Genomic DNA, 26,413 nt, shown 5'->3' with positions numbered 1-26,413 from the left:
CGTCCCTGCTTCCCCTCGATCAAGAAACGGCTTCGTGCAGACGGGCGGCCTGCTTGTCCTTCAGCGGGCCGATGACCGACAGTGAAGGACGCTGCCCCAGTACATCGCGGGCCACCTCACGGATCTCGTCCGGGGTGACCTCGGCGATGCGCGCCAGCATGTCGTCGACGGACATCTGGTCGCCCCAGCAGAGCTCGCTCTTGCCGATGCGGTTCATCAGCGCGCCCGTGTCCTCCAGGCCCAGCACGGTGGAGCCGGAGAGCTGGCCGATGGCGCGGCGGATCTCCTCGTCCGACAGGCCCTCGGTGGCCACCCGGTCCAGTTCGTCGCGGCAGATCCGCAGCACGTCGTGGACCTGGCTGGGGCGGCAGCCGGCGTAGACGCCGAAGAGGCCGCAGTCGGCGAAGCCGGAGGTGTACGAGTAGACCGAGTAGGCCAGCCCGCGCTTCTCCCGGACCTCCTGGAACAGCCGCGAGCTCATGCCGCCGCCCAGGGCGGTGTTGAGCACGCCCAGCGCCCAGCGGCGCTCGTCGGTGCGGTGGAGGCCCGGGACGCCGAGGACGACGTGCGCCTGCTCGGTCCTGCGGCCCAGCACCTCCACGCGGCCCGCGGCGCGGATCGTCTTCGTGCCGCCGCGCGGAGCGACCGGCACGGCGTCCGTACGGCCCAGGGCGCCGGCCTTCTCGAAGGCGGCCCGGACCTGGCGGACGACCTTGGCGTGGTCGACGTTGCCCGCCGCGGCCACGACCAGGTGGGTCGGGTCGTAGTGGCGCTTGTAGAAGCGGGAGATCTGGTCGCGGGTGAGGGCGTTGATCGTGTCGACGGTGCCCAGGACCGGACGGCCGAGGGGGGTGTCGCCCAGCATGGTGTGCGCGAACAGGTCGTGCACGCAGTCGCCGGGGTCGTCCTCGGTCATCGCGATCTCTTCGAGGATCACGCCGCGCTCGGCGTCGACGTCGGAGGCCTCGATCAGCGAACCGGTGAGCATGTCGCAGACGACGTCGATCGCCAGCGGCAGGTCGGTGTCGAGCACACGCGCGTAGTAGCACGTGTACTCCTTGGCCGTGAAGGCGTTCATCTCGCCGCCGACCGCGTCCAGGGCGGCCGAGATGTCGAGGGCGCTGCGCCGGGCCGTGCCCTTGAAGAGCAGGTGCTCCAGGTAGTGGGTGGCGCCGTTGAGCGTCGGGGTCTCGTCGCGGGAGCCGACGTTGGCCCAGATACCGAAGGTCGCGGAGCGCACGGACGGCAGGGTCTCGGTGACGACGCGGAGGCCGCCGGGAAGGGTGGTCCGGCGGACGGTGCCGATGCCGTTCTCACCCTTGAGAAGCGTTTGGGTACGGGCGACGGCCCGCCCCTCCGAAGAGGTGCGGGCCGTCACACGGGAACTGCGCGACGTCACTTGTCGGAGTCGTCCTTGTTCTCGGAGGCGTCCTCGCCCTCGATCACGGGGATGAGGGAGAGCTTGCCGCGCTGGTCGATCTCGGCGATCTCGACCTGGACCTTGGCGCCGACGCCGAGCACGTCCTCGACGTTCTCCACGCGCTTGCCACCGGCGAGCTTGCGGATCTGCGAGATGTGCAGCAGGCCGTCCTTGCCCGGGAGCAGGGAGACGAACGCACCGAAGGTGGTGGTCTTGACGACCGTACCCAGGTAGCGCTCGCCGACCTCCGGCATGGTCGGGTTGGCGATGCCGTTGATCGTGGCGCGGGCGGCCTCGGCGGAGGGGCCGTCGGCGGCACCGATGTAGATGGTGCCGTCGTCCTCGATCGTGATCTCGGCGCCGGTGTCCTCCTGGATCTGGTTGATCATCTTGCCCTTGGGGCCGATGACCTCACCGATCTTGTCCACCGGGATCTTGACGGTGATGATCCGCGGGGCGTGCGGGGACATCTCGTCGGGGGTGTCGATGGCCTCCATCATCACGTCGAGGATGTGGAGACGGGCGTCGCGGGCCTGCTTGAGGGCCGCGGCCAGCACGGAGGCCGGGATGCCGTCCAGCTTGGTGTCCAGCTGCAGCGCGGTGACGAACTCCTTCGTACCGGCGACCTTGAAGTCCATGTCGCCGAACGCGTCCTCCGCACCGAGGATGTCGGTGAGGGTGACGTAGTGGGTCTCGCCGTCGATCTCCTGGGAGATCAGGCCCATGGCGATACCGGCGACGGGGGCCTTCAGCGGCACACCGGCGTTCAGCAGCGACATGGTGGAGGCGCAGACCGAGCCCATGGAGGTCGAGCCGTTGGAGCCCAGCGCCTCGGAGACCTGGCGGATCGCGTAGGGGAAGTCCTCGCGCGACGGCAGGACCGGCATGATGGCGCGCTCGGCGAGGGCGCCGTGGCCGATCTCGCGGCGCTTGGGGGAGCCCACGCGGCCGGTCTCACCGGTGGAGTACGGCGGGAAGTTGTAGTTGTGCATGTAGCGCTTGCGGGTCACCGGGGAGAGGGTGTCCAGCTGCTGCTCCATGCGGAGCATGTTGAGGGTGGTGACGCCCAGGATCTGGGTCTCGCCACGCTCGAACAGGGCGGAGCCGTGGACGCGCGGGATGGCCTCGACCTCGGCGGCCAGGGTGCGGATGTCGGTGACACCGCGGCCGTCGATGCGCTTCTTCTCCTTGATGACGCGCTCACGGACCAGGGTCTTGGTCAGCGAGCGGTACGCGGCGGAGATCTCCTTCTCGCGGCCCTCGAACTGCGGGAGCAGCTTCTCGGCGGCGAGCTCCTTGACGCGGTCCAGCTCGGCCTCGCGCTCCTGCTTGCCGGCGATGGTGAGCGCCTGGGCCAGCTCGGTGCGGACGGCGGCGGTCAGCGCCTGGAGGACGTCGTCCTGGTAGTCCAGGAAGACCGGGAACTCGCCCTCGGGCTTGGCGGCCTTGGCGGCGAGCTCGGACTGGGCGCGGCACAGCACCTTGATGAAGGGCTTCGCGGCCTCGAGACCGGCGGCGACGACCTCCTCGGTGGGGGCCTCGGCGCCGTCCTTGACCATCTGGATGGTCTTCTCGGTGGCCTCGGCCTCGACCATCATGATCGCGACGTCGCCGTCCTCCAGGACGCGACCGGCCACGACCATGTCGAAGACGGCGTCCTCGAGCTCGGTGTGGGTCGGGAACGCCACCCACTGGCCCTTGATCAGGGCCACGCGGGTACCGCCGATGGGGCCCGAGAAGGGCAGGCCCGCGAGCTGCGTGGAGCAGGAGGCGGCGTTGATGGCGACCACGTCGTAGAGGTGGTCGGGGTTGAGCGCCATGATCGTCTCGACGATCTGGATCTCGTTGCGCAGGCCCTTCTTGAAGGACGGGCGCAGCGGGCGGTCGATCAGGCGGCAGGTGAGGATCGCGTCCTCGGAGGGCCGGCCCTCGCGGCGGAAGAAGGAGCCGGGGATCTTGCCGGCCGAGTACATCCGCTCCTCGACGTCCACCGTCAGGGGGAAGAAGTCGAGCTGGTCCTTGGGCTTCTTCGACGCGGTCGTGGCCGACAGCACCATGGTGTCGTCGTCCAGGTAGGCCACGGCGGAGCCGGCGGCCTGACGGGCCAGACGGCCGGTCTCGAAGCGGATGGTGCGGGTGCCGAAGGCGCCGTTGTCGATGACGGCCTCGGCGTAGTGGGTCTCGTTCTCCACCAGGGATATCTCCTCTTGTGCGTCCCTGCCCGTGTGGCGGGGACGGTGGCGGAGGGCGCCGCCTGCTCCGTGCGGGCCGGTCTTCGATCGAAGCACCCGGAATTCCCTGTTCCGGGGGCCACTACCGAGGACCGGCGAAGAGCTCGGCGCTCCTCCTCGTCAGATGTCTCGTTCTGTATGCCGTTGTGGGACCAGACTACAAAGCTTCCGCTCGTCGCCGCTTCCCACGGGGCGCGCTGCGGGAACGTTCCGCGCGCCGCGGCATACGCGAAGGGAGCGGCTCCCGGGTGTGGGAACCGCTCCCTTCATGGCGTCTTACTTGGCGCCGGCGGCACCGCGGCGGATGCCGAGGCGCTCGACCAGGGCGCGGAAGCGCGTGATGTCCTTCTTGGCCAGGTACTGCAGCAGGCGGCGACGCTGACCGACCAGGAGCAGCAGACCACGACGGGAGTGGTGGTCGTGCTTGTGCTTCTTGAGGTGCTCGGTCAGGTCCGAGATGCGGCGGGTGAGCAGCGCGACCTGAACCTCGGGGGAACCGGTGTCGCCCTCCTTGGTGGCGAACTCACCCATGATCTGCTTCTTCGTGGCGGCGTCGAGCGACACGCGGCACTCCTTCTGAGTCTCGTTTTGGCCACCGAGTGCCCCTGGTCTCTTTCTCAGGGGAGCTTCCGTTACTCGGGAGGCGGGGTCCGCTGGGCGCTGTCCCCAGAAGCCTTGCGAGGCGGTCCGGGGGCGCGTACACAAACGGCCACTGGACACAGTACCAGCCCCGGCGCCCGGCCCCGGGCGCCGGTCCGGCCGTCGGCCCTCGGCGCGCCCCGGCCGTCGGCCCTAGTCGCCGGTGAGGCCGCGGGCTGTCGCGTACACGTCGAGCACGGCGAGGCACATCGGCACCAGCGCGAGCAGGAGGACACTCTCCGTCATGTCGGACACCCTCCCCCAAAAGGGTGACAGACCCCTGCGCGGGACGATCAGCGCGACACCCGTGAGGGTGGCGGCGACGGCGACCACGGCCGCCGCCAGCCACAGGGTGCGGACGTCGGAGTCGGCGCCGGCCGGCGGGCGCAGGGCCAGCCCCAGGACCAGCAGCGCGAGCCCGGCCGTCCCGGCGGCCAGCAGGACCGCGACCTGCGCGGCGTAACGGAAGAGCCGGGCGCGCAGCAGCGTGGCGAGCGCCGTGGCCAGGGCGAGGCCCTGGGCCCAGGGGCCGGCCGAGAAGGCGAGCACGGCGGTGGCGCCGGTGACGACGACGGCACAGCCGGCGACGAGGCCGAGGAGCAGCTCGTGGCCGCGCCGGGCCCGGTCGGCGACACGCTCGGCGTCGACGGGCTCGGCCGGGTCCGGGCCGGGCGCGTCGAGGTCCTCCTCGGCGGCGGTACGGGGCGCGGCGTAGCCGACGGGCAGCCGGGCTACGCGGGCGGAGAGCGCGGGCAGGAAGGCGACGGCGCCGAGGGCGGTGACCGCGCAGACGGCGGCGGCCGCGGCGGGCCGGGACCCGGCGAGGACGGTGCCGAAGGCGGCCAGGACGCCGGTGGCGGAGGCGACGACGACGGCCACGAAGGGGGCGTCGCCGGAGGGCATGAGGGCGACCAGGACGACGGCGGCGACGAGCACGGCCGAGCAGCCGAGCAGGAACTGGAGCCGGCCCGCGCCCTGGCCGGGGGCCGGCGCCGGCAGCCCGGCGCCGGCGATCAGCAGGTGCGGCACGGCGGCCAGGCCCAGGGCGACGGCGGAGGTCCGGTCGGCGTAGACGCGGGCCCGGACACCGGCGAAGGCGGTCAGCAGGACGGCGACCGCGCCGGCGGCGATGCCGGGCGTGCCGTGGGTGTCGTGGCGCACGGGGTCGGCCCACCACAGCAGGCAGGCCATGAGGACCAGCAGCAGGGCGCCGGCGGCCAGGCCGAAGGCGCGCAGCAGCCGGGTGTCCCACAGGGCTCGGCCGCCCTGCACGGCGGTGGCGACGGCGTCGGAGACGTCGTCGTGGACGGCGGGCGGCAGCGACTCGGCGAAGGGGCGCAGCAACAGGATCTCGCCGTCGAGGACGTGCTGGGCCGCCAGGGTGCGGGAGGCGTCGAGGACGGTGCCGTCACGGCGGACGAGGTGGTGGCCGGTGGGGGTGCCGGCGTCCTGGGTGACGCCGGTGAGCCGGAGGATCTCGGGGCGGACGTCGGCGACGGGCAGGTCCTCGGGCAGGGCCAGGTCGACGCGGCGGTCGGGCGCGACGACGGTCACCCTGCAGAAGCCGGTCGTGGCGGTCGTACTCACCCGGATTGCCCCCTGGTCCCTCTGGTCCCTCGGTTCCCGGCGGCCGCTCGGGCGGCCCGCCGCTGTGCCGCGGCGTGCGACGGCTCGTCACCCTATCGGGGACGAACGTTCGTACGCCGATAGGATCACCGTCTCGCGGGGGGAGGCCGGGGCCGCAGGGGTTCCGGTCGTAACGGCCCCTCGGCACCGAGGGGTTGAGCCGTTTCGTGAGCCAGGTCGTGGTCAAGCGCCAGCCGCGGGTGCTCCCGCCCGGGGTGCCGGACGCGGAACTGCGGCTGGAGGCACCGCCCGAGCTGCCGCGCGGCCGCCAGGACGGCATCCTGATGCAGCTGCTGCCCACGCTGGGCATGGCCTCGTCGATGGTCTACTTCTTCATGCCGGGCGCCCACCCGATGATGAAGATCATGGGCGTCCTGATGATGGTCTCGACGCTCGGCATGACGATCGCCATGGTCGTCCGCTACCGGCAGGGCTCCCAGGGCCAGCTGGCCGACCTGCGCCGCGACTACCTCCGCTACCTCGCGCAGACCCGCCGGGCGGCCCGGCGCACCGCCCGCGCGCAGCGCGACGCCCAGCTGTACCTCCACCCGGACCCCGGGCAGCTGTGGTCGGTGGTGGCCGAGGGGAGCCGGGTGTGGGAGCGGCGGGCGGCCGACGACGACTTCGCGCAGCCCCGGATCGGGCTCGGCGTCCAGCGCCTGGCCACCCCGCTGGTGGCCCCCGAGACGGCGCCCATGGACGAGCTGGAGCCGCTGACGGCCGGCGCGATGCAGCGCTTCCTGGCCGTGCACGGCTCGCTGGACGGCCTGCCGGTGGCCGTGTCGCTGCGGGCCTTCTACCACGTGACGCTTTCCGGCGACCCGGAGACGGTGCACGGCTCGGCGCGGGCGCTCGTCGCCCAGCTCGCCACCCTCCACTCCCCCGAGGACCTGGTCGTCGCGGTGGTCGCGGGCCGCGGCGCGGCACCGCGCTGGGAGTGGACGAAGTGGCTGCCCCACACGCAGCTGCCGGGCTCCGCCGACGGGGCGGGCACGCGCCGGCTGATCGGCGACGACCTGGCCGAGGTGGAGCAGTTGCTCGGGCCGTGGCTGGAGGACCGGCCGCGGTTCAGCCGCGAGGGCAGGCCGTCGCACGAGCAGCCGCACGTGGTGCTGCTGCTGGAGGGCGCCACGGTGCCGCAGGACTCGGCCTTCGCCGCGCCGGAGGGGCTCCAGGGCGTGACGGTCGTGGAGGTGGTGCCGGGCGAGCTGGACGAGCTGCGCGGCGGGCTCGCGATCACCGTGCGGCCGGGCCGGCTGCGGCTGCGCTCGCAGGTGGCGACGTACGACGGGGTGCCGGACACGCTGTCGCCCGAGGCGGCGGAGGCGCTGGCGCGGCAGCTCGCGCCGCTGCGCCTGGCCGGGGACGACGAGGACGAGCCGCTGCTGGCCGAGTGGGACTTCACCGACCTGCTGGGGCTCGGGGACGCGGCCGCCGTGGACGTGGCCCGGGCCTGGCGGCCGCGGACCGCCGCCGAGCGGCTGCGGGTGCCGATCGGCGTGGGCGAGAACGGCGCCCCGGTGATGCTGGACCTCAAGGAGGCGGCGCTCGACGGCATGGGCCCGCACGGCCTGTGCGTCGGCGCGACCGGCTCCGGCAAGTCCGAGCTGCTGCGCACGCTGGTGCTGGGGCTGGCGGTGACGCACTCCTCGGAGACGCTGAACTTCGTCCTCGCGGACTTCAAGGGCGGCGCGACCTTCGCGGGGATGTCGGGACTGCCGCACGTCGCTGCCGTGATCACCAACCTCGCGGACGACCTGACGCTGGTCGACCGCATGCGCGACTCCCTCACCGGCGAGCTCCAGCGCCGCCAGGAGCTGCTGAAGTCGGCGGGCAACTACGCCAACATCCACGACTACGAGCGGGCGCGGGCCGCGGGTGCCGCGCTGGAGCCGCTGGCTTCACTCGTCCTGGTGATCGACGAATTCAGCGAGCTGTTGACGGCCAAGCCGGATTTCATCGACATGTTCCTCCAGATCGGCCGCATCGGCCGCTCCCTGGGCGTCCATCTGCTGCTGGCCTCGCAGCGCCTGGAGGAGGGCCGGCTGCGCGGCCTGGAGACGTACCTCTCCTACCGCATCGGCCTGCGCACCTTCTCGGCGGCCGAGTCCCGCACGGCCCTGGGCGTGCCCGACGCCTACCACCTGCCGACGGTGCCCGGATCGGGGTACCTGAAGTTCGGCACGGACGAGATGACCCGATTCAAGGCCGCGTACGTCTCCGGCGCTTACCGGGCGGGCGGCCCGGCGGGGACCGGCGGCGGGGTGCCGCCGGCCGAACGCCGCCCCGTGCTCTTCACCGCGGCCCCCGTCCCGGTGGCGGCCACCGCGCCCGCGCCCGTACCGGTGCCCGTCCGGAGCGAGGACGACGCGCTGGCGGACACCGTCCTGGACGTCGTCGTGCGCCGGCTGGAGGGGCAGGGGCCGCCGGCCCACCAGGTGTGGCTGCCGCCGCTGGACCGGGCGCCGTCCCTGGACCAGCTGCTGCCGCCGCTGGAGGAGGTCCCCGGCCGGGGCCTGACGGCCGCCGGGGTGCCGGCCGGCCGGCTGGTGGTGCCGCTCGGCCTCGTCGACAAGCCCTTCGAGCAGCGCCGCGACGTGCTGTACCGCGACTTCTCGGGCGCGGCCGGCCACATGCTCGTGGTGGGCGGCCCCCGGTCCGGCAAGTCGACGCTGGTGCGGACGCTGATCGCGGCGTTCGCCCTCACCCACACCCCGGCGGAGGTGCAGTTCTACGGGCTGGACTTCGGTGGCGGCGGCATGAGCGCCCTCGCCGGGCTGCCGCACGTCGGCGGCGTCGCCTCCCGGCTCGACCCGGAGCGGGTGCGCCGTACGGTCGCCGAGGTGGCGGGCGTCCTGGCGCGCCGCGAGGAGTTCTTCCGGGCCCACGGCATCGACTCCATGGCCACCTACCGGCGGCAGCGGGCCGCAGGGCGGCACGCCGGCGACGGCTGGGGCGACGTCTTCCTCGTCGTCGACGGCTGGGGAGGCTTCCGGCAGGAGTACGACGTGCTGGAGGGCGTGGTCGCCGACATCGCGGCGCGGGGCCTGGGCTACGGCGTCCACGTCGTGGTGACGGCCGCCCGCAACATGGAGGTCCGGGCCGCGCTCAAGGACCAGCTGCTGGGCCGCCTGGAACTGCGACTGGGCGACCCGATGGACTCCGAGTTCGACCGCAGGGTCGCCGCGAACGTGCCCGCGAACGTCCCGGGCCGCGGCCAGCTGCCGGAGAAGCTGCACTTCATGGCCGGCCAGCCGCGCCTCGACGGCGGCTCCGACCCGGCGACGACGACGGAGGCGACGGCCGTCCTGGTGGAGCGGGTCGGCCGGGCCTGGTCCGGGCCCTCGGCACCGCCCGTGCGGCTGCTGCCGCGCCGGGTGCCCGCCGACGAGCTGCCCAAGGGCGGCGAGCACCCCGGGCTGGGCGTGGCCATCGGCATCGACGAGGCCGCCCTCGAACCGGTCTTCGTCGACTTCGAGACCGACCCGTTCTTCCTGGTCCTCGGCGAGAGCGAGTCCGGGAAGACGGCCGTGCTGCGCCTGCTGGCACGGCGGATCGCGGAGCGGTACGGGCCGGACGAGGCGAAGATCGTGGTCGGCGACTACCGGCGCGCGCTGCTGGACGTGGTCCCCGAGACCCACCTGTTGGAGTACGCGCCCGTCGCCTCGGCCCTGACCGTCCACGCGAACGCCCTGAAGGGGCTGATGGAACGGCGCGCCCCGCAGCCCGGGGTGACGCCGCGGCAGCTGCGCGAGCGCAGCTGGTGGAGCGGGCCGCGGTTCTTCGTCATCGTCGACGACTACGAGCTGGTGGCCGCCGGCAGCGGCAATCCGCTGGCCGTCCTGACGGACAACCTGCCCTTCGCCCGGGACGTCGGCGTCCGCTTCATCGTCGCGCGCAGCTCGGCGGGCGCCTCCCGGTCGCTGTTCGAGCCGTTCCTCCAGCGGATGAAGGAGCTGGGCGCCCAGGGCGTCGTCCTGTCAGGGGACCCCGGCGAGGGCGAGCTGCTCGGCGGGGTCCGGCCGCGCCCGATGCCGCCGGGCCGGGGCTTCCTCGTCACGCGCCGGCGGGGGACGCCGCTGGTGCAGCTGGGCTGGGTGCCCGAGCAGTGACACGGCCGCCCGGGCCCGTACCCCCACGAGGGGGCGGCCCGGGCGGACGGCTCGGGACCGGCGGCTCGGTCGGCTCGGTTCCGCTCAGTAGTCGATGTCGAACAGGCGGGAGGCCTTGCGGTCGGTCTCGGCGTAGTGCGAGCTGCCCGCCCTGATGGTGGCGGCGATCCGGGTGAGGGTCTCGTGGATGTGGTTGCCGCGCGCGTGGAACTGCGTGTCGGCCGCGTTGAACATCTCGCGGGCCTCACCGGTCCAGCTGCCCGAGACGGTCCGCACCGCGGCCCAGATCTCGTCGAGGTTCTTCTGCACCACGCCCGCGGCCTGTTCGATGGACGTGGCCAGTTCGCCGACGTGCGCGTAGCTGACCTTCAGGTCGACGTCGTTGCCGGACATTGCTGCTGCTCCTTGGGGTTCGGTGGACGGACGGCGGTGGGGTGCGGGGGCCGCCCGCCGCACGCGGAGCCGGCCCCTGGGCACTCCTACAGGGAGTAGCCGTCGATCTTGCTGGTGAGGCCGGCGCCGACATCGCTGGTACCGGTGTTCGCCCGGTCCATGCCGCCCAGGTGGCCGCCGGCGGCCGCGCCGTTGACGTCGATCCCCCGGAAGCTCGCGAGGACCTCGTGGTCGTTCGCGCTCGTCGCGCGGCGGGTGGCGATCGCGGCCTGGCGGATGCCGTCGATCAGCCGGCGCAGCGCGTCGTGGTCGTCGTTGAGGGCGCGCTGCGCGGTGACGAACGCGTTGGCGCCCTCGCCCTGCCAGCCGGCGCGTACGGTCTCCAGCAGGTTGGCCAGGTTCTGGAGGTTCTTGGAGAGGTGGCCGGTGACCTCGCCGATGGTGTTCTCGAACCTGACGAACGTCTCGTAGTTGATGGACTGTTCGGACATGGCTCTGTCGCTTCCCCCCATGAGTTCTCGTGCTGAACCCGCAACTCTAGTCACTCGTCCCCCATGTACCGACGGTCCGTCATGGAACGGCCGAAAGCCTGTCCCGGTGGCCGTCGCCGTTGCTAGCGTCGGTCTCTCGCAAGCGGAACGGTCCGGCGCCGCCCGGAAGAAGCGGCGCGAGAGTCGAAGGGGAGCGCGGGACAGTGGCTACGGAAGAGGAGACGGCGGCGCTGTACGCCATGGACATCTCGGACGCCGAGTGGATCAGCGCGCCGGGTGACACGTCCGAGGAGCGGGTGGAGATCGCCTATCTCCAGGGTGGCGCCGTCGGGATGAGGTCGTCCGCCGACCCGGACACGGTGCTGCGGTACACCGAGAGCGAGTGGCGGGCCTTCGTCCTCGGCGTACGGGACGGGGAGTTCGACATCGAGGTGCCCGAGGAGGGCGAGGGCCGGTGACCCCGCGGGTCACCGGCCCCCTTCCGGCGCCCGCGGCGGCCGTCAGCCGTCCGCCGCGGGGGCGTTGATCGCGAGGATCATGCCGCTGCCCGCGTCCTCGTACGAGCCGTCGTTGATCAGCAGCAGACGGCCGTCGCGCAGCCGCGGGTAGCCGTCGATCCGCGCCATCATGGCCTCGTTCCGGCGGTCCGCCGGGCGGTCGGAGTGCTCGACGGTGCGCAGCGGCTTGCCGTCGGCCACCGACACGTAGGTGAGCCTGCCCCGGCGTTCGGCGGTCGCGGGCGTGTACGCGGCGACCTCGCCGTCGCGCGCGGCCACGGGCAGGGTGACGCGGACGGCGTCGGCCTTGTAGGTCCAGCGTTCCCGTCCGGTGGCCGGGTCGTAGGCCATGACCACGCCCTTGCCGGCGACGTAGAGGCCGTCCTTCGTGGCCAGGACGCCGGTGCAGCCCGAGGCCGCGAGGTAGCAGGGGCCGAGCCGCCAGTAGCTGTTGGCGGCGACGCGCGCCGTGTCCTTGCCGGTCGCCGGGTCGAGGACGAGGATGTCGCGGGTGGCCGTCCGCCCGGGGGTCTGGGTGACGACCAGGGGGTTGGTGGAGAGGATGCTCAGGAGGCTCCCCTCCTCCATCTCCCGGGTCCACAGGGGCTTGTCGGGCTTCGTGGGGTCGAGCGAGCGGACGACCGGGCGGCTCTTCGATCCGCAGGTGACGACCGCGATCAGGTGCTCGCCGCCGGCGGTGTCCAGCTGCTCGCAGCCGTCACCGTCCCGCTTCTCGTCGTCGGCCACCTTGCGGCCGTCGGAGAGGCGGCGCGTCTGCCCGCCGGTGGCCCAGAGCGCGTAGACGTGGCCGTGGTGGAGGGCGAGCTCCAGGCTCGTCTTCTTCCACTTCTCGGGGGTGAGGGCGTCGCCGGCGTCCTTCTCGTCGACGAGGAGCTCGTCCCACTTGCGGTGGCCGTCGCGCAGGTCCACGGCCAGCATGCGGATGCACGCGCCGCCGAACCGGACCGCGACGACGGCGGTGTCGCCCTCGGACTCCCGGGAGGCCGCGCAGAGGGGGCCGACGAGGAGGAACGACCACTTCTTCTCGCCGGTGCGGATGTCGTAGGCCGTGACCATGTCCGCCTCGGCCTTGACGACGAGCGTGGCGGTGAACCAGGTGCCGAGGGCCTCCCGCCCGCCCTTGGCATCGGGCTTGGTACGGGCCTCGGCCTTCCAGGCGACCGTACCGGCGGCGTCCTTCGCGGCGGCGGGCTTCTCGGAGTGCCCGCCTCCGCCGCCGAGCCAGGCCCACAGCCCCCAGCCGCCCGCGCCGAGCAGCAGGACGAGGACCAGACCGAGGAGGGCGGGCCGGCGCCACACGGGCCGGCGGGCGGGCGCCGGCGCCGCCGGGGTGACGACGGGGGACGGAAGGGTGGGAGGGGCGAGCGGGGGCAGCGGCGGCGAGACAACGGTCCGGGGCGGCTGCGCGGGCTGCTCACCCGGCCGGAACGGCGGGCCGGCGTGCGGTGGGCCGGCGTGCGGTGGGCCGGCGTGCGGTGGGCCGGCGTGCGGTGGGCCGGCGTGCGGTGGGTGCGTCACTGACGGACTCCTGCGTTCTGTGCGTTCTCGTGCGATGGCGGGGGCGGGCCGGTCAGGGGCCGGTCAGTGGAAGGACATGATCAGCGAGTGGTCGCTCATGCCGGTGTCGGGGACCAGGTAGAAACGGCCGTCGTGGAAGTACGGGGTGCCGTCGCGGGCGACGTTCCACTCCCGCTCGGCCGACTCCTGGGGCAGGTTCATGAAGACCTTCGAGTCGCCGTTCGCCGGGTCGAGGGAGAGCAGCCGGCCGCCCTCCTCCTTCGTGGGCTCCTGGTAGACCATCAGCCGGCCCTCGTGGAGGGCGAGCGGGCGGTTGGTTCTGGTGCCGCCGAGGGGCACGGTCCAGCGCGGCTTGCCCGTCGCCAGGTCGATCGCGACGATCGTGTTGGGGCTGGCCCCTTCGTCGGTGACCTTGTCGTTCTTGGTGGCGATGTAGAGCGTGGTGGCGTCGGTGACCGTCCGGTGGCAGGAGTCGAGGTGACGCGGCCGGCAGCCCTCCAGGTCGTAGGGCCCGGCGGAGACGGATATCAGCGGTCGCATGCGGCCCTTGTCGTCCAGCGTGACGATGTCGGAGGTGGTGGTGTCGTTCTCGCGGCCCACGGCGAGCACCGCGGGCTCGACGGAGAGGACGTTCTGGACGGCGATGCCGTCGAGGACCTTCCACGTCCACTTCTCCCGGCCGGTCGCCGGGTCGACGGACAGGACGAACTGCCGCCCCGTGATGAGCTGGCACTGGGCGAGCGTGAGCTGACGGGAGCCGCGCACCACCGAGCCGTACTGCTGGCAGCCGTAGTCGGGGGCCGTGCCCCGCCGTCCGGTGCGGGCGTCGTAGACGTAGGGGTCGCCCACCACGTCGGTCAGCGTGACCCTGCCGTGGTCGATGGAGACGTTGGCCATGTCCCGGCCCTGCGTGCGGCCCCTGTCGTCGACGACGTCCTGCGACCACAGCTGCCGCCCGCGGTCGATGTCGACGGCCATCAGCTTGTCGCAGTCGAAGTCGCCCTTGCCCCAGACGACCGTCGCCACTCCCCCGCCCGACGCCGGGGAGGCGGCGCAGATCCGCCCGGGGACGGGGACCGTCCACTTCTGCTTGCCACCGTCCACCGCGTACGCCGTCACCGCCTGCCGGGTGGCCACGACGATGCCGTCCTTGGTGAACCAGGGCGCGGGAAGGGTGTCCGCGTGCTCCTTGTCCGCGTCCGGCATCGGGGCCATCCAGTCGAGCTTCGCGTCGATGGGGCCGGCGGTGGGCTTCTTCGGTGCCGGATCGTTTCCTCCGTCCGGCCACAGCAGCCGGACGCCGCCGCCGACGGCACCGACCAGGGCCAGGCCCAGGCCGATGATCAGGGCCGTGCGGCGCCGGCCGGCCGTGCGGCTCCGTGGGGCGTCCACCGGCGCGAAGGGCTGCGGGGCGGGGCCGAAGCCGGGCGGGGCCGTCGGGGCGTCGGCGAAGGACGGCCGGGGCCGGTCGCCGGTCGGCGGCCCGCCGTCACCGGCTCCCGGCGCACCGTCGCCGACGCCCATCGGAGGCGCACCGTCCGAGGAGCCGGCCCGCGACACGCGGTCCTCGATGTTCGTGTCCCAGACCTGCGGCGGCCGGCGGTCGCCGCCGAGCGGGGGGAGGGAGGGTGGCTGAGTCATGGGTTCCTTCGTGCGGAGCCGCCGTCAGGAGGGACGGCGGCGGTTGCGGTCCCGGGCGACCACGGCGGCCCCGGTCACCAGGGCGACCAGGACGGCCGTGGCGGCCAGGGCGTACGTGGCCAGGCGCAGCTGTCGCTCCCGCTCGCCGTCCCCGGGGGACAGCGGAGCGGGCTGGGGGGCGGCGGCGGTGCGGGCCTGTCCCTCGGCGGCGGTGACGCGCTCGAGGGGGTGGTCGTCCTCGGTGAGGGCGCGGACGGGGTCGACGACGCCCCACCCGACGTGGCGGTCGCGGCCGGCGACGGCGCGCTCGGCCGTCTGCTCGATCTGGGCGACGACCTGGTGCTGTTTCCAGTCGGGGTGCTTGGCGCGGACGAGCGCCGCGACCCCGGCGACGTACGGCGCGGCGAAGCTGGTGCCGTGGTCGACGCACTGGCCGCCGCCGGGGACGGTGGAGACCATGTCGACGCCGGGCGCGGCGACACCGACGAAGTCGCCGGACTGGGAGAAGGGGGCGCGTTCGTTGTTGCGGTCGGAGGCGCCGACGGCCAGCACGCCGGGGTAGGCGGCCGGGTAGGTCGCCCGGACCGTTCCGTCGGCGCCGTCGTTGCCGGCCGAGGCGACGACCACGACGTCCCGGGCGAGGGCGTTCTGGACGGCGAGTTCGAGGTCGGTGTCGGGGCGCAGCGGCTCGGCGGTGTCCTGCGAGATGTTGATGACGCGGGCGCCGGCGTCGACGGCCTGCCGGATGCCGACGGCCAGGGTGCGGGAGGTACCGGTCCCCTTCTCGTCGTTCTGCCGGATGGGGATGACGACCGATTCCGGGGCGATGCCGACGAATCCGGTCGCCGGGGAGGGCCGGGCGGCGATGATGCCGGCCACCTTGGTGCCGTGGCCGACGAGGTCGACGGCCGGGCCCCGGACGGGGTCCTTGGGGCCGGCGAGCAGGTCGCTGCCGCTTCGCACGTCGACGGCCTGGGCGAGTTGGGGGTTCCGTACGTCGACGCCGGTGTCGATGACGGCGACGCGGACGGGCCGGCCCTCGGCGTCCCTGCCCCTGGTGTCCTGCCAGAGCCGGTCGAGGAGGACGCGCTGGAGCGCCCAGGGGGTGCCCTTGATGGGCCGGGCGGGGTACGTGCACTCGCCGCTGCCGTCGAGGGCGGTCGTGGCGGCGGGTGCGGCGGCGGACGGCGCGACGGCGAGCGGCAGCGCGGTGAGCGCGGCGGCGGCCACGGCCGCGACGCGGCGGACGGCGACGGCGACGCGGGGCACGGGCGGGATGCGCATACGGGCCGCCCCCTACGAACCCTGCGGCTGGCGGGCGCTGTTGGCGTCCAGGCGGGGCCCGGTCGGCAGGAACTGCGACCAGTTCGCGGGCACGGCGACCGGTGTGACGTTCTGGTAGCCGAGCCGGACCCGGGCCTCCTCCGCCGTCCTCGCGCCCGGCGCCCCGGCGGCCCCGGGCCCGTCGCCCGGCGGTTCGTCGCCGATCGCGGAACGGGTCGTGGCGCTGTCGCCGTTGGACTGGACGGCGTAGCGCAGCCCGGTGTCGGTGACGAGGAAGACCGTGCCGCTCTCCGTCTGGCGGCCGGTCACCTGGCGGTAGAGCAGACCGGAGCCGGGCGTGACGTACGCGCTGGTGGCGCCGTCGGGGATGGCGGCGGGGTAGTCGCCGCCGGCCCAGACGCCGAGGTCGGGGCGGCCGTCGGGGCGCAGGCCCGAGAAGAGGCTGCACACCGTGCGGGTGGCGTCGCCCTGGCCGTCGGCGGGGCCGGGCAGGTGCGGTACCCGGGCGGGCCAGTGCCGGTCGCCGTGGAACTCCTCGGCGGCCGGGGTGAAGTCGGCGGCGCTCACCCGCTGCGGGACGCCGGCCTGCTCCAGGGGGCTGAGCGCGCGGCTGCTGAGGAGCAGCCGGGCGACGAACTCCGAGACGCGGGCGACCTTCCCGGGCAGGACGACGTAGTGCTGGGTGGTGGTGCCGGTGGGGGCCTGGAGGACCATGCCGACGCGGTCGGCCTTGCCGAGGGTGGGCACGCCGGCGCGGTCGCCGACGGTGCCGCCGGTCTCGGGGAAGGTGATGGGGGTGCCCTCCTCCAGGGTGGCGAGCCATTCCTTGGTGACGCGCCGGGGCTGGGCGCCGTCCGGGAAGAGGGCGCGCAGCAGGAGGTTGTGGTCGGCGCCGTCCGCGGTCCGCCAGTCGGGGCCACCGATGAGGTAGCGGGTGCCGCCGGGGTCGATCAGATAGCGGGCGTCGTCCGGCCCCTGGACGTAGAGCGCCTGACCGCCGCGCAGCCGGCCGGGGCCCTCCAGGCCCTTGGCCCGGGGGTCGTTCCCGGCGAAGAGGAAGACCGCCTTCTGCGTGGTGACGCCGTGGCCGCCGGGCTGCTGGCAGACCGCCCACCGCTTGCCCTTGCCCGCCTCGGCCGCGGAGGGCATGCGGTCCGGCGCGTACGGGATGCCGAGGGTCGGGCCGCGCGGGATGTGGCCGTCGTCCAGCTCGGACTCGCGGACCTTGATGACGCCGGAGCGGCCGGGGCTGATGAGGAGCCGGGCGGAGGCGAGGTTGAGGACGGGGTGCAGCCGCTTCCTGCCGTCCGTCACGAGGACGACGTAGCGGGTGGTGGAGTCGCTGCCGACGATGACGTGGGCGCCGACGTCGTCCCAGCCCTTGGGCGCCACCGGCTTGAACACCCCCCACGCGCCGAACGCCGCGACCAGCAGGGCGCCCGCGACGAGGCCGGGCAGGACCGTGCGCAGCGGGCGCGGCGCCCCTTCCTCGGAGCCACCGGCGGAGGGCTGGAGAAAGGCCGCGACCGTCCGTTTCCGCGCGAAGGTGTAGGCGTTGAGCTCATCCCGCCGAGATGCCATGCGAGCCGCTTCTCCCCCGTCTTCCCGCGACGTGCCCGGGTCGTCGACCGTGCCGGTCCGGTGTCGTGCCGGCCGCTCCGGGCCTCCTCGTGCGGCCGCGGGCGGCGGCCGCCGCACCGGCGGACCGGTGTCGTAACGAGCCTCTACTATGCCCGTAGATGATCGGCGGTCGCCGCCGGGGGACGGTACGGCCCGGCGGCGCCGGAGCGCGCGGCGGCCGGACGCCGAGGGGTATGTCCGGTGACGGGCCGGTGTGTTCCGGGACGGAACGGACGAGGGGGACTGGACGGTCATGGCTGCCGCCACGCGCGTACGGGCCTTCACGGGCCCGCGGTCCGCAGCGGACGGCGTCGCGCCGCGACCGGCCCCCGGGCGGGGCGCGCGGGGTCCGCTGCGGCAGCTGGTGCTGCTGGAGCTGGGCGCCGCCGCGGTGTTCGCGGCCTGGGCGGCCGCGCCCGCGCTGCTGGCGCCGGCGGTGGTGCTGGCCGCGGCGCTGGCGCTGCCCGCGCTGGCCCGCCGCGGCCGGCGGCCGCTCCTGGACTGGCTGGCGTCGGCCTCCGCCCTCCGCCGGCGCGAGCTGCGCGCCGCGGCCGAGCCGGTACCGGCGGGCACGGACCCGCGGCTGGCCCCGCTGGTCGAGTGCGAACCGGCCCTGCGCACCTCCTCGTTCACCGACCGGTCGTCCACGGACCGTGAGCGGCGCGAGATGGGCCTGGTCGGCGACGGCACGTTCCTGACGGCGGTGCTGGCGGTCGAGGCCGTGGACCGGCCGCTGCGCGCGGACCGGGTGGCGGGCGCCCTGCCGCTGGGCCTGCTGCGGGACGCCCTGGACAGCGACGGGATCCGCCTCGAATCCGTACAGGTGGTGCAGACGACCCTGCCCGCGCCGGCCCCGCACCTGCCCGGCGGCTCACTGCCGGCGGCCAACTACGCGCCCCTCCACGCCCTGACGGGCTCCCCCGCCGTGCGCCGCACCTGGCTGGCCCTGAAGTTCGACCCCGAGCTCTGCCCGGAGGCCGTCGAGGCGCGCGGCGGCGGTCTCGACGGTGCCAGGCGCTGCGTGCTGCGCGCCGCGGACCAGCTGGCGAGCCGGCTGCGGGGCGCCGGGTTCGCCGCGGTGCCGCTGACCGAGGACGGGCTGACGGCCGCGCTGGCCGCGGCCGCCGACCTCAACCCGGCGGCCACGGAACGGGCCGGCGGGCCACGATCGGCGCCCGCCGTCGCGCGGCGGACCGCGGAGACGGCCCGGGCCTGGCGCTGCGACGACCGCTGGCACACGACGTACTGGGTGGGCCGCTGGCCCCGGCTGGGCGCGGGCGCCGCTCCCCTGCCGCAGCTCGCCGCCCTGCTGACGTCGCTTCCCGCCCTGTCCACGACCCTGAGCCTGACCGTCGGCCGGGGACGGACGACGGTCGGCGGCCGAAATGCGCCGACCCTGACGGGACATGTCCGGATATGCGGGCGAAGTGCGGATGAACTGAACGGGTTCGGCCGCGCGTTGGAGCGCACCGCGAAGGCCGTCGGGGCGGGCCTGGTCCGGCTGGACCAGGAGCAGGTGCCCGGCGTGCTCGCCACCGTGCCGCTGGGAGGGACGCGTTGATGTTCACGCGGGGAAGCGACCCGTCGGCCGGCGGCGTGGGCGCGGCGGATACGCCGGGTGCCGCCGTACGGCCGCGGTTCGGGTTCGGGCTGCGCGGGCCGCGGCGCGGGCGCCACGAGCTGACCGTCGACGGGTTCGACGAACTGGCCCTGCCCCTCGGCGACGACGGCGTGGTCATCGGCTCCGACGCCCAGGGAGCGCCCGCCGTGCTGGGACTGGCCCGCCCGTCGGCGTTCGACGTCGTCCTCGTGGGCGGCGTGTGGACGGCCCAGGTCGTCGCCCTGCGCGCCGTGGGCACGGGAGCCCGGGTGGCCGTCGAGACCGGGCGGCGCCGGCTGTGGACCGCGTTCGCCCAGGCGGCCAACAGCGGCGGACAGTGGGTCACGCTGCACGACGTCGGCCGCGTACCGCCGCAGGGCCCGTCGGCGCACAGCCCCGTGCTCGTCGTCCGCGACTGCGGGGCACGCCCACCGCGCGCCCGGACGGGTGCCGCGCCCTGGCAGTCCGCCCTCACCCTCCTCCCCTACGTCGGCCCCACCACCCCGCGGCTCATGGAGCGCGCGGACCTCGTGGGCGTGCAGCGGGTGTCCCCCGAGGAGGCGCGCCGGACCGGACGCGTGCTGGGCCTCGGGCCTGACGACGTCGAGGCCCTGCCGGCCCTCCCGGACGGGACCACGCTGTGGTGCACGCCGTCCGCGCGGACGTATGTGACCACGCGTCCGACCGAGCAGGAGACGGGGCTGCTGGGCGTCGCGCGGCGCATGGAGTGACACGCCGCGAGCGCGATGGGGCGGCCCTGCCGCTGTGATGTGGATGACGATTAGTCTGTATGAACGTACGCACTGAGAACCGACGCCGAGCCTGTCGCGTGACAGTCGACGAAAAGCGGGCGTTCGGGGCGACAGGAACGGTCTGCCCCGCCGGATGACATCCATGGGCGCCGGACCACACCAGCAGGAGGCAATGTGAGCAGCGATCGGGACGAGATCCGCGCGGCCGGAAGGACAGCCGGCGAGGACCGGCCCGACGCCGAGCACGAACCCGAACACACGGGTGAGTTCACCATCGATTACACGCCGCCCGCGTGGTACACGCAGAGCGCGGCGGCGGCACCGGCCGGTGACGAGCCGGCGAGCCCCGCCACGATGCGGTTCACCGCCCTGGAGGAGCCGGTAGCCGCGGGCGGCGACGAGCCCGCGACGGCATGGACCCCGCCACCGGTACCGCCGACCGAGCTGCCGCCCCTCCCGCCGGACTTCCCACCCGCCACGTACGGACTCCCGCGCCCGCACCCCGAGACGGAGGGGACGACGGACGGGCCGGCGGGGGCGTACGCGCCGGCGACGGTCCCGGGGGCGCCGACGGCGCCTGAGGGGGCGCCGGCTTCCCCGGCTGCCCCGAGCGCCGAGGCGGCGGGGGCCGAGGGGACTCCGGCGGCGCCGTCGGTCCCACCGGGCCCTGACGGGGGCCCGGCGGCGCCGGCTTTCCCGGCTGCCCCGAGCGACGAGGCGGCGGGGGCCGAGTGGGCCCTGGCAGCACCGGCGTCCCCGGCGGTTCCGTCCGCCGACGCGGCCGAGGCGACGTCGGCACCGGCATTCCCGACGGCTGCCCCCGAAGCGGCCCCGGCGGCCCCGGCATTCCCCGCTGTCCCGAGCGCCGACGTGGCGGCGGCCCCCGAGGGGACGCCGGCAGCACCGGCATTCCCGGCGATTCCGTCCGCCGACGCGGCCGAGACGGCGGCGGCACCGGCGTTCCCCGCCGTCCCGGGCACCGACGCGGCGACCGGGCCCGACGGAGCCCCGGCAGTACCGGCGTTCCCGGCGGCCCCCGAGGAGGCCCCGGCCGGACCGGCAGCACCGGTGTTCCCCCCTGTCCCGAGCGCCGACGCGGCGGGGGCCGAGGGAGCCTCGTCGGCACCGGCCGTCGACGCACCGACGGCGCCCGAGGGGGCCCCGGCGGCCCCCGCCTTCCCGGCGGTTGCGCCCGCCGCCGCGGCCGAGGCGACGTCGGCACCGGCGGCACCGGCGTTCCCCGCCGTCCCGAACGCCGACGTGGCGGCGGGACCCGAGGGGGCCCTGGCGGCACCGGCGTTCCCCGCCGTCCCGGTCCCGGGAGCCGACGCGCCGACGGCGCCCGAGGGCGCGTCAGCGGCCCCGGTCCTCCCGCCGGTCCCGGGGTTCCCGCCCGCGGAGGTCCCTGGGGCGGACGGCTCGCCCACCCCGGAGCCGACTGCCGATGCCGCGGCGTCCGGAGGGCAGTTCGCGACTGACGGTGCGTTCGCCGCACCGACGGCACCCGTGGCCGCCGCGGCGACCCCGCCCGCGGGCATGCCCGCGCCTGTAACCCCGTTCGCGGTGACGGCCGCTCCCGCGCCTGAAACACCGTTCGCGGTGACGGCCGCAGCTCCGGTGACCCCCGTGGCCCCGCCGGCGCCGGTCACGGACGCGGCCCCGGCCATGCCGGCCATGGGCGCCGCAGCGCCCGAAGGGCCGTTCGCCGCACCGGCCGCCGACGCGCCCCCGGCCGCCCTGCCCGTACCGGCCGCCGACGTCGCCGGACCCCACGCCGCGCCCGCCGCTCCCGTCGCCCCGGCGGTCCCGGCCGCGCCGGACGGCCCCCCGGTGGCCCCCGCCGCGCCCGTGGGCGGGTACGGCTACCCCGTACCGGCCGCCCACACCGCGCCCGCTCCCGGCGGTTACGGATACCCGGCGCCCACCCCGCCCGCGCCGCAGGACGGCTACGGCTACCCGCGCCCCGACCTGACCGCCGCCGCCCCGGCCCCGGCCCCGGCCCCGCAGGACGGCTACGGCTACCCCGGTGCCACGCCGCCCGCCGCCGCGCCGGGCGGTTACGGATACCCGGCCGCGCAGCCGGTGGCCGCGCAGCCGCCCGGCGCGCTGCCGCCCGCCGTGGTGCCCGGTCAGCCGGTCACCGCCCAGCCCGCACCCGGCGCCGCCGCCTACGCGCCCCCGCCGCAGCCGCAGGTCGGTGACGGCGTGCCGCCCGAGGTGCGGGCCGCGCTGGACCAGGGGCACCCGCCGCTGCCCTGGGGCGGCGACCCGGCCCAGGCGGCGGCGCAGCCCGCGGCGCCCGTCGACCCCCGCGCCGGCGGCTGGCCGACCGTGACGCCCGAGCAACGGCAGCGGTCCGTGCACGGGGCGCCGCTCGGCTTCACGGCGACGGTCGAGCTGTCCTCCGAGCGGCTGCTCAAGGGCAAGCCCAAGCCGCGCAAGCAGCCCAGCAACCGCTTCAAGTTCGGCGGCAAGAAGGAGGAGGCCGAGCGACAGCGCAAGCTGGAGCTGATCCGCACGCCGGTGCTGTCGTGCTACCGGATCGCGGTGATCAGCCTCAAGGGCGGCGTCGGCAAGACCACGACCACCACCGCCCTCGGCGCGACGCTCGCCAGCGAGCGCCAGGACAAGATCCTGGCGATCGACGCCAACCCGGACGCCGGCACCCTCGGCCGCCGCGTGCGCCGCGAGACCGGCGCGACCATCCGCGACCTGGTGCAGGCGATCCCGCACCTGAACAGCTACATGGACATCCGCCGCTACACCTCGCAGGCGCCCTCCGGTCTGGAGATCATCGCCAACGACGTGGACCCGGCGGTCTCCACGACGTTCAACGACGAGGACTACCGGCGGGCCATAGACGTCCTCGGCAGGCAGTACCCGATCATCCTCACCGACTCGGGCACCGGCCTCCTCTACAGCGCGATGCGTGGCGTGCTGGACCTCGCCGACCAGCTGATCATCATCTCCACGCCGTCCGTCGACGGCGCGAGCAGCGCCAGCACGACGCTGGACTGGCTGGCCGCGCACGGCTACGGCGAGCTGGTCTCGCGCAGCATCACGGTGATCTCGGGCGTCCGCGAGACCGGAAAGCTGATCAAGGTCGAGGACATCGTGTCGCACTTCGAGACCCGCTGCCGCGGCGTCGTCGTGGTGCCGTTCGACGAGCACCTGGCGACGGGCGCGGAGGTCGACCTGGAGATGATGCGGCCCAAGACCCGCGAGTCGTACTTCCACCTCTCGGCCATGGTCGCCGAGGACTTCGTCCGGGCCCAGCAGCAACAGGGCCTGTACGCGGCCCCGGCCCCCGCGCCGCAGCAGATGCACCAGCAGCCCCAGCCGGTGCAGCACCAGCCCGCGCAGCCGCTGCCCGGCGGGTACGCGCCCGAGGGCGCCCCCGCTCCGTACCCCTACGGCGGCGGCGCCCAGCCGGACCCGTACGCCCCGTACCCGCAGCAGGCGCAGCCGCCGCACTACCCGGAGCAGGGCGGCTGGTCCCAGCCGCAGCCCCCGCAGCAGTAGCCGCGGCGGGGAACGACGAGGCCCCCGGGCGCCGTAGCGCCCGGGGGCCTCGTCACGTACCGGTGCCGGATCAGCCGGCGACGACGGCCGCCTCGTGCGCCGCGACCATGTCGCGCGCCCGCTTCACGTCGTCCGCCATGCACTCCAGCAGCGCCTCGATGGACTCGAACTTCTCCATGCCGCGCAGGTAGGACAGGAAGTCGACGGCCGCGTGCAGCCCGTACAGCTCCAGGCCGACGCGGTCGATGGCGTAGGCCTCCACGGTCCGCTCGGTCGCGTCGAACTGCACGTTCGTGCCCACGGAGATCGCCGCGGGCATCGTCTCGCCGCCGGCCGTCAGCCAGCCCGCGTACACGCCGTCCGCGGGGATCGCGGTGTGCGGCAGCGTCTCCACGTTGGCCGTGGGGAAGCCCAGCTCACGGCCGCGCTGCGCGCCGCGCACGACGACGCCCTCGACGCGATGCGGGCGGCCCAGGATCTCCATCGCGCCCGCGACGTCGCCCTCGGCGACCAGGCGCCGGGTCAGCGTCGAGGAGAACGGCAGCCCGCCGCCCGCCTCGCCGGAGACGAAGAGGTCGATGACCTCGACGCCGAAGTCGTAGGTCTCGCCGAGCTCCTTGAGGAAGTCGACGTTGCCGGCCGCCCGGTGGCCGAAACGGAAGTTGGGGCCCTCCACGACCAGCTTGGCGCGCAGCTTGTCGACCAGCACCTTCACCACGAAGTCGGCGGGCGACAGCTTCGAGAACTCCGCCGTGAACGGCAGGATCAGCACGGCGTCCACGCCGAGGTCGGCGATGAGCTCCGCGCGCCGGTGGTGCGGCGCCAGCAGCGGCGGGTGGCTGCCGGGCCGGACGACCTCGCTGGGGTGCGGGTCGAAGGTGACCACGACGGAGGGCACGCCGAGCTCGCGCGCCCGGTCCACGGCCCGGCCGATGATCAGTTGATGCCCGCGGTGCACGCCGTCGTACGAGCCGATGGTGACGACGCTGCGCCCCCAGTCCTGGGGGATGTCCTCCAAGCCACGCCAGCGTTGCACTGTGCCCGCTCCTCGCCCGAACCCGAACCTTTGTCTGTCTGATGACGCAGGTCTAAGAGTGCCATGCCGGTTGGCGGCGTCCCGCATCGGCCGGTGCGGTGCCGGTCACGTCCGCTGGGTGCGTGGGATCCGATGCGCCCCCCTGATCCCTCGCACCCCCCTTCTCGCGCCCCTTCCCACGCGCCGTGGTGAGCCTGATCCGGGCGCTCGGGCCGACGACGACGGCCCATTGCGCGGGCGCCGACTTCAGCCAGCCGCGCACCTGGTCGCCGAAGACCGGCACCTCCCGGGCCAGCTGGGTCAACCGACGGTCGAAGCACGCGGCGCCCTCGGAGGTGCGGGCCATCAGCAGGCCGGTGCGGTGGACGAGGTCGCGGGTACGGGCCTCCGTGCGCAGCGCGGCACCCGCCGCCACCGCCCGCAGCAGCGCGTCGAGGACGGTCACGTCCTGGTCGTACGGGCCGTACTCCTCCCGCTCCATCAGCACCTCCAGCAACTCCTGGCGCAGCGGCCGGGAGACGGGGGTACCGGGGTCCGCGAGGACGGGCGCCAGGGCGCGCCGCACATGCGGGGGCCGCATCCGCAGCAGGCCCACGACCAGCGGGAAGAGGACCGAGCGGGCGCCGGGACCGTCCTCCAGGCGGCGGTCGACGAACGCGGCGGCGTTCTCCGCGCCCTCCGGGCGGTGCTCCACGTGCTCGCGGACGAGCTCGGCGACCCGGCGGGCGAGAGCGGGCACCGAGACCTCGGCGAGCGTGCGCAGCACGGCGGCGGGCCGCTCCCCGGGCTCGTAGAGCCGGGCCCGGAAGGCCGCCAGCACCGGGTCGGGGTGGGTGGCCAGGGCCGGGGCGAGGACCTCGGGCGGCAGATGGGGGTCGCCGGCGGTGAACCGCTCGATGGCCCTCGGCAGGTGCCGGCCCCGCGTACCGGGGTCGCGGACGAGCAGCGCGAGCGCGGTCCCGTGCAGGGCGCCCTCGGCGGGCCGCTCCAGGAGGGCGAGCGCCGAATAGCGCAGCAGCTCGCGATCGGCCTCGGTGGTGACGTGGGGCACGGCCCGGAGCCCGTACGCGGCGGCGGCCACGTGGCGCTCGACGCGCTCGTCGTGCGCCCAGCGGTCGACGGCCCGGCAGAGCGCGGAGGGCTCGTCCTCGGCGAGGGCGGCGAGCAGCTCGTCGGCGCGCGGGTGGCCGGCCTCCACGAGCGCCTCGGCGAGGTCGTCGATGGCCCGCCGGCGGTGGGTGTGCAGCAGCGCCTGGGCCGCGGTGGCCACCGTCGGGCGGACGCGGGCACCGGCGAAGGCCGTCTGCAGGGGCCGCTCGTCGCTGAACCAGCGGCAGAGCAGTGGCTGGGCGGCGCAGGGGTTCTCGGCGAGGAGCGTCGCGGCGGCGGTCAGGAACCGGTCCGCCGACTGCGGGGGCGGCTCCGCCGCGGGGCCACCGCGTCCACGCGTCTGGCCGGGCACGTGCGGGAGGGGGCCGTGGCCGCGGGCGGCTCCGCCGGCGGCGTCCCTGGAGGCCGTGGGGGCGTGCCCGGCGGCCGCCTCCCGGCCGGCTCCCGTGGCGGCGGCCCGCCGGCGCGTGGCCCCCCGCCCGACCACGGGCTCCCGTACCTGCCCGGCCCCACGGGTCCGCTGCGCGCGGCGGTCCCCGCGCGCCTGCCGATCCGCGTCGTCCTCGCCCGGCGCCGACGGCCGCGCGTCGCCGTCGCCCCGCACCTGCCCGGGCACCCGCGCACCGGGCCCACGTCGTACGCCCTCCCGGGCACCGTCTCGACCGGTCGTGCCACCCTGGGCGTCCTCGGCGGCCCAGGCGTCCCGACCGTCACGGCTGCCCCGACCGTCCGGGCCGACCTCGCCGTCCCTCTCGTCCTCGCCGGCCCGGCCACCCCGGGCGTCCTCGGCAGCCCACGAGTCCCAACCGTCACGGCTGCCCCGACCGTCCGGGCCGACCTCGCCGTCCCTCTCGTCCTCGCCGGCCCGGCCACCCCGGGCGTCCTCGGCAGCCCACGAGT

The 26,413-nt window shown here is 75.0% G+C and carries 16 protein-coding genes and 2 pseudogenes; 6 read left to right on the top strand and 12 right to left on the bottom strand.

Annotated features, from left to right (window positions below; translation table 11 throughout):
* Positions 1-19: 19 nt before the first annotated feature.
* The 4 genes from AC07BS_RS21795 to eccD all read right to left on the bottom strand — a co-directional run bounded on the left by AC07BS_RS21795 (position 20) and on the right by eccD (position 5,877).
* A complete protein-coding gene (locus tag AC07BS_RS21795; protein WP_478650364.1) occupies positions 20-1,399 on the bottom strand; it encodes a M16 family metallopeptidase in 1,380 nt (459 codons plus the stop codon).
* Positions 1,396-3,612 carry a polyribonucleotide nucleotidyltransferase gene (locus AC07BS_RS21790; protein ID WP_478650362.1) on the bottom strand — a complete coding sequence of 739 codons (2,217 nt, stop codon included), beginning with the start codon at positions 3,610-3,612 and terminating at the stop codon, positions 1,396-1,398. The genes AC07BS_RS21795 and AC07BS_RS21790 overlap by 4 nt, the downstream gene beginning before the upstream one ends.
* Before the next feature lie 315 nt (positions 3,613-3,927).
* Positions 3,928-4,215, bottom strand: a complete 288-nt coding sequence (rpsO, locus tag AC07BS_RS21785; protein WP_478650360.1) for a 30S ribosomal protein S15 — start codon at positions 4,213-4,215, stop codon at positions 3,928-3,930.
* A 228-nt stretch (positions 4,216-4,443) separates the two neighbouring features.
* Complete coding sequence (gene eccD / locus AC07BS_RS21780; protein WP_478933883.1) at positions 4,444-5,877, bottom strand: type VII secretion integral membrane protein EccD; 1,434 nt, start codon at positions 5,875-5,877, stop codon at positions 4,444-4,446.
* A 206-nt stretch (positions 5,878-6,083) separates the two neighbouring features.
* Here eccD and eccCa point away from each other — a divergent pair, with 206 nt between their 5' ends.
* Positions 6,084-10,028, top strand: a complete 3,945-nt coding sequence (gene eccCa / locus AC07BS_RS21775) for a type VII secretion protein EccCa (protein WP_478933881.1) — start codon at positions 6,084-6,086, stop codon at positions 10,026-10,028.
* Positions 10,029-10,112: 84 nt separating this feature from the next.
* On the opposite strand, the gene AC07BS_RS21770 is transcribed toward eccCa, so the two are convergent.
* Together AC07BS_RS21770 and AC07BS_RS21765 are read right to left on the bottom strand one after the other, a co-directional pair.
* Positions 10,113-10,421: a WXG100 family type VII secretion target gene (locus tag AC07BS_RS21770; RefSeq protein WP_478650354.1), complete on the bottom strand. Its 309-nt coding sequence runs from the start codon at positions 10,419-10,421 to the stop codon at positions 10,113-10,115.
* Between the two features lie 86 nt (positions 10,422-10,507).
* The gene (locus tag AC07BS_RS21765) at positions 10,508-10,912 is read right to left on the bottom strand and encodes a WXG100 family type VII secretion target (RefSeq protein WP_478933879.1); all 405 of its coding nucleotides are present in this window, start codon (positions 10,910-10,912) and stop codon (positions 10,508-10,510) included.
* Positions 10,913-11,151: 239 nt separating this feature from the next.
* On the opposite strand from AC07BS_RS21765, the gene AC07BS_RS21760 reads away from it, so the two are divergent.
* Positions 11,152-11,370 (top strand): DUF397 domain-containing protein, encoded by a 219-nt coding sequence (locus AC07BS_RS21760; RefSeq protein ID WP_478650397.1) that lies wholly within the window; start codon positions 11,152-11,154, stop codon positions 11,368-11,370.
* A 42-nt stretch (positions 11,371-11,412) separates the two neighbouring features.
* On the opposite strand, the gene AC07BS_RS21755 is transcribed toward AC07BS_RS21760, so the two are convergent.
* The 4 genes from AC07BS_RS21755 to eccB all read right to left on the bottom strand — a co-directional run bounded on the left by AC07BS_RS21755 (position 11,413) and on the right by eccB (position 17,454).
* Complete coding sequence (locus AC07BS_RS21755; RefSeq protein ID WP_478933878.1) at positions 11,413-12,948, bottom strand: outer membrane protein assembly factor BamB family protein; 1,536 nt, start codon at positions 12,946-12,948, stop codon at positions 11,413-11,415.
* 63 nt (positions 12,949-13,011) lie between these two features.
* Positions 13,012-14,589, bottom strand: coding sequence for an outer membrane protein assembly factor BamB family protein (locus AC07BS_RS21750; protein ID WP_478650348.1), 1,578 nt, complete (start codon positions 14,587-14,589; stop codon positions 13,012-13,014).
* Between the two features lie 24 nt (positions 14,590-14,613).
* The gene (gene mycP / locus AC07BS_RS21745) at positions 14,614-15,873 is read right to left on the bottom strand and encodes a type VII secretion-associated serine protease mycosin (RefSeq protein ID WP_478650346.1); all 1,260 of its coding nucleotides are present in this window, start codon (positions 15,871-15,873) and stop codon (positions 14,614-14,616) included.
* Positions 15,874-15,885: 12 nt separating this feature from the next.
* Positions 15,886-17,454, bottom strand: a complete 1,569-nt coding sequence (gene eccB, locus AC07BS_RS21740; protein WP_478650344.1) for a type VII secretion protein EccB — start codon at positions 17,452-17,454, stop codon at positions 15,886-15,888.
* Positions 17,455-17,746: 292 nt separating this feature from the next.
* Here eccB and eccE point away from each other — a divergent pair, with 292 nt between their 5' ends.
* The 3 genes from eccE (at position 17,747) to AC07BS_RS21725 (ending at position 23,367) form a co-directional block, all read left to right on the top strand.
* The gene (gene eccE / locus AC07BS_RS21735; protein WP_478933875.1) at positions 17,747-19,054 is read left to right on the top strand and encodes a type VII secretion protein EccE; all 1,308 of its coding nucleotides are present in this window, start codon (positions 17,747-17,749) and stop codon (positions 19,052-19,054) included.
* Complete coding sequence (locus AC07BS_RS21730) at positions 19,054-19,824, top strand: hypothetical protein (RefSeq protein WP_478933873.1); 771 nt, start codon at positions 19,054-19,056, stop codon at positions 19,822-19,824. Before eccE ends, AC07BS_RS21730 begins: the two co-directional genes overlap by 1 nt.
* 195 nt (positions 19,825-20,019) lie before the next feature.
* Positions 20,020-23,367 (top strand): SCO5717 family growth-regulating ATPase, encoded by a 3,348-nt coding sequence (locus AC07BS_RS21725; protein WP_478933871.1) that lies wholly within the window; start codon positions 20,020-20,022, stop codon positions 23,365-23,367.
* 70 nt (positions 23,368-23,437) lie between these two features.
* Here the strand turns inward: AC07BS_RS21725 and AC07BS_RS21720 are convergent, their stop codons facing one another.
* Entirely contained in the window at positions 23,438-24,403 is a 966-nt protein-coding gene (locus AC07BS_RS21720; protein ID WP_478650336.1) for a bifunctional riboflavin kinase/FAD synthetase, read from the bottom strand.
* Positions 24,404-24,584: 181 nt separating this feature from the next.
* Positions 24,585-25,823 (bottom strand): annotated as a pseudogene (locus tag AC07BS_RS21715) (serine protease); the annotation flags it as partial.
* 105 nt (positions 25,824-25,928) lie between these two features.
* On the opposite strand from AC07BS_RS21715, the pseudogene AC07BS_RS21710 reads away from it, so the two are divergent.
* A pseudogene (locus AC07BS_RS21710) lies at positions 25,929-26,413 on the top strand (hypothetical protein); the annotation flags it as partial.

The sequence above is a fragment of the Streptomyces sp. NPDC044063 genome (assembly GCF_056434285.1).
This window is presented reverse-complemented; position numbering and strand designations above follow the sequence as displayed.

Bases quoted from the DNA above. Each gene is read 5' to 3' on its own strand.
- eccB (WP_478650344.1), bottom strand. From the start codon at position 17,454: ATGGCATCTCGGCGGGATGAGCTCAACGCCTACACCTTCGCGCGGAAA.
- AC07BS_RS21730 (WP_478933873.1), top strand. From the start codon at position 19,054: ATGTTCACGCGGGGAAGCGACCCGTCGGCCGGCGGCGTGGGCGCGGCG.
- eccE (WP_478933875.1), top strand. From the start codon at position 17,747: ATGGCTGCCGCCACGCGCGTACGGGCCTTCACGGGCCCGCGGTCCGCA.
- mycP (WP_478650346.1), bottom strand. From the start codon at position 15,873: ATGCGCATCCCGCCCGTGCCCCGCGTCGCCGTCGCCGTCCGCCGCGTC.
- AC07BS_RS21750 (WP_478650348.1), bottom strand. From the start codon at position 14,589: ATGACTCAGCCACCCTCCCTCCCCCCGCTCGGCGGCGACCGCCGGCCG.
- AC07BS_RS21770 (WP_478650354.1), bottom strand. From the start codon at position 10,421: ATGTCCGGCAACGACGTCGACCTGAAGGTCAGCTACGCGCACGTCGGC.
- AC07BS_RS21765 (WP_478933879.1), bottom strand. From the start codon at position 10,912: ATGTCCGAACAGTCCATCAACTACGAGACGTTCGTCAGGTTCGAGAAC.
- AC07BS_RS21760 (WP_478650397.1), top strand. From the start codon at position 11,152: ATGGACATCTCGGACGCCGAGTGGATCAGCGCGCCGGGTGACACGTCC.